This window comes from Ilumatobacter sp. (assembly GCF_049588435.1).
Classification (GTDB): Bacteria; Actinomycetota; Acidimicrobiia; order Acidimicrobiales; family Ilumatobacteraceae; genus Ilumatobacter_A.
On sequence record NZ_JBAVYV010000299.1, the window covers coordinates 1 to 3,361 of the forward strand.

The 3,361-nt window shown below is 68.3% G+C and carries 3 protein-coding genes; 1 reads left to right on the forward strand and 2 read right to left on the reverse strand.

What is annotated here, in order from left to right; translation table 11 throughout:
• The coding region (locus WBV89_RS11625; RefSeq protein WP_423981514.1) for an endonuclease/exonuclease/phosphatase family protein at positions 1-872 on the forward strand (872 nt) is incomplete at its 5' end.
• 13 nt (positions 873-885) lie between these two features.
• On the opposite strand, the gene lipA is transcribed toward WBV89_RS11625, so the two are convergent.
• The gene (gene lipA / locus WBV89_RS11630) at positions 886-2,580 is read right to left on the reverse strand and encodes a lipoyl synthase (RefSeq protein WP_423981515.1); all 1,695 of its coding nucleotides are present in this window, start codon (positions 2,578-2,580) and stop codon (positions 886-888) included.
• Positions 2,577-3,361: 2-oxo acid dehydrogenase subunit E2 (locus tag WBV89_RS11635; RefSeq protein WP_423981516.1), on the reverse strand; the 785-nt coding region annotated here is incomplete at its 5' end. The genes lipA and WBV89_RS11635, both read right to left, overlap by 4 nt.

Sequence of the window (3,361 nt, forward strand, 5' to 3'; positions counted from 1 at the left end):
CGACGGACCACACCATCGCATTCGACGCTACGAGAACCGGTGGTGGCGCGCGCGTTCGCGTGTTCTGGGAGGATGTCCGGATGTCGATGCGGGTGATGACGTGGAACCTGTGGTGGCATTTCGGTCCGTGGGAGGAACGCCAGGGCCTGATCATCGAGACGATCCGAACGGTCGACCCCGACATCGTGTGCCTCCAGGAGGTGTGGTCGGACGAGCACACCGACCAGCTCGACGATCTCGCCGCATCGCTCGGGTTCCATGCGACCCGGACCGACCCGGTGTTCTACTCGGGCCAGTCGTTCGGGAACGCGGTGATGTCACGGTGGCCGCTCGAGCGGATCGCCGACGAGGTGCTGCCCTCCGCCGACGGCTCGCTCAGTCATCGACGCGTGGTCGCCGCCGGCATCGACACACCCGACGGACGCTGGCCCGTCGCATCGACGCATCTCGATCACCGTTTCGACCGGTCGCACGACCGGCGCGCCCAGATCATCCGGATAATGGAGCTCGCACGGGACTGGCGAGGCGACCCGGAACGGGATCTCCCTGTGATCGTCGGAGCGGACATGAACGCCGTGCCGGATGCCGACGAACTTCGCACGGCGACCGGCCGGACGTGCGGTGTCGAGGGAATCGTGTTCTCCGACGTGTGGGAGCAGGCCGGACGCGGGGCTGGCCACACGTGGTTGCGCGAGTGCCCGTACTCGGCTGAGTCGGCGTGGCCCGACCGGCGACTCGACTACCTGCTCGTATCGTGGCCCCGCATGAAGCCGATCGGCAACGCGATCCGGGCCTGGAACGTCGGGCACGGCGGCCCGAACACCACGTGGCCGAGCGACCACCTCGCCGTCGTCGCCGACTTCGTTACGTAACGGGTCTGACCCGTTACGTAACGCGGACGGGGGTGACGGCGTCGGCTGCCGATTTGGCGTGGTAGCTCGACCGGGTGAGCGGGCTGGCCTCGACGTGGCCGATCCCGAACCCCTCACCCACCCGCTTCCAGCGGTCGAACTCGGCGGGCTCGGCGTAGCGCGCGATCGGCAGGTGATGCGACGTCGGCCGGAGGTACTGGCCGATCGTGACGATGTCGACGCCGAGGTCGGCGAGATCCGCGAGCAGCCCGACGATCTCGTCGTCGGACTCACCGAGACCGGCCATGAAACCGGTCTTCGTGGTCAGCCCGGCGGCCTTCGCCCGTGCGAGCACGCCGAGCGACCGGGCGTAACCAGCCGATGGGCGAACCGCGCGCTGGAGTCGGGCGACGGTCTCGACGTTGTGGTTCATCACGTCGGGTCGAGCCGCGAACAGCAGATCGAGTGCAGCGTCATCGCCCTTCGCATCGGAGATCAGGGTCTCGATCCGTGCCTGGGGACGACGGAGTCGGATCGCCTCGACACACGCGGCGACGTGGGCCATCCCGCCATCGGCGAGGTCGTCGCGTGCGACCATCGTGAGCACCGCATGGTCGAGCCCCATCCGGTCGATCGCCTCGGCGACCCGTGCCGGTTCGTCGGCCGCCGGCGCCAGCGGCTTGCTGGTGTCGACGAGACAGAATCCGCACGCCCGCGTGCAGCGTTCGCCGAGCACCATGAAGGTCGCGGTGCCGTCCGACCAGCAGTCGGACAGATTGGGGCAGCCGGCGTCCTCGCACACGGTGACGAGGTCGAGCGACCGGATCGTCTTCTTCAACTCCAGCACCTCGGGTCCGATCTCGACCTTCGGGCGCAACCAGTCGGGTTTGCGGGTCTCGATCGACAGGCCGTCGGTGACACCCGCGGCTTCCATCCGGGCCGTAGCGCGCGACGACACGAGCTTGACCTGTTCGCCGGGACCCTCGCCGCGCGAGAACGCCGAGAGGTCGCGACCGTCGGTCGCATGAGCCCACGCGACGTCCTGGCGTTCGAGCGCTCCGTTCGCCCAACGGTCCGCTGCGAGTCGGGCGACGATGTCCGCGACCTGCTCGAGCGTGACGTCGAGACCCTCCTCGGCGAGCGACGTGACCGGCTTGTCGCCGATTCCGCACGGCACGATGTGCTCGCGCATGTAGGTCATGTCGGTGGCGACGTTGAGCGCGAAGCCGTGCATCGTGCGGCCCCGTCGCAACCGGACGCCGATCGCGCAGATCTTGCGCTCCCGGTCGGTACCGGCGTCGAGCCAGACGCCGGCGAACCCCGGGACGCGGCCGGCGTTGTCGAGACCCAGTTCGGCGAGCGCGTCGATCACGAGCCCCTCGACACCGCACACGTGCCCCGAGGCACCGAGCGAGTTCTCGACGTTGAGGATCGGATAGCCGACGAGTTGTCCGGGACCATGGTACGTGATGTCACCGCCGCGCTTCGCGGCGACGAGCTCGGCACCGACGGCCGCGGGCTCACACGTCAGGTTGTTCGCGAGATCGGCCGTACGTCCGTAGGTGAACACATGCGGATGTTCGAGCAGCAGCAGGTGCTGACCCGCCCCGTGTTCGAACAACGACTGTTGGACCGCCAGCGCCTCGCGGTACGGCACCCGCCCGAGCCACCGCACGCGCAGCGGTGCGACATCTGGTGCCTGACACCAGTTGTCACGGTCGGGGCTCACAACTCGGTGGTCCAGTCCTTCGTCTCGAGGATCTCCTTGACCTTCTTGAGGAAGCCGGCGGCATACGCGCCGTCGAACGCGCGGTGGTCCCAGCTCATCGCGAGGTTTCCGACCGGGTGGATCGCGATCGCTTCACCGCCGTCGGGGCCCGTCGTGACGACCGGCTTGCGCACGATCGCGTCGGTCGAGATGATGCCGACCTGGGGCTGGTTGATGATCGGCATCGTCAGCACCGAACCGGCCGAGCCGTTGTTCGAGATCGTGAACGTGCCGCCGGAGATCTCGTCGGGGGTCAGCTTGCGGCTGCGGGCGCGGTCGGCGAGGTCGGAGATCTCGGTCGCGATCGCGGCGAGACGCTTCGTCTCCGCGTCACGCACGACCGGGGCCAGCAGCCCCTCGTAGTCGAGGTCGACAGCGATCCCGAGATCGATGTAGTTGTGCACGATCAGTTCGCCGTCGGACACGCTCGCGTTGAGATGCGGGAACTCGGCGAGACCGTCGATGATCGCCCGGGCGATGAACGGCAGGTAGGTGAGGCTGAAGCCGTGCTGTGCCTTCCAGTCGGCCTTGCGGACAGTCCGCACGACGTCGACATTCGCGAAGTCGACTTCGACGACGCTGAACGCATGGGGGCTCACGGCCTTGCTCATCACCATGTGGTCCCCGGTGAGTTGGCGGATCTTCGACAACCGGATGGCACCGTCGCGCTCGCCTGCGCTGACAGCGGGGGCCGCTGCAGGAGCGGGAGCAGCAGGTGCGGCCGGAGCCGGGGCCGCTGCTG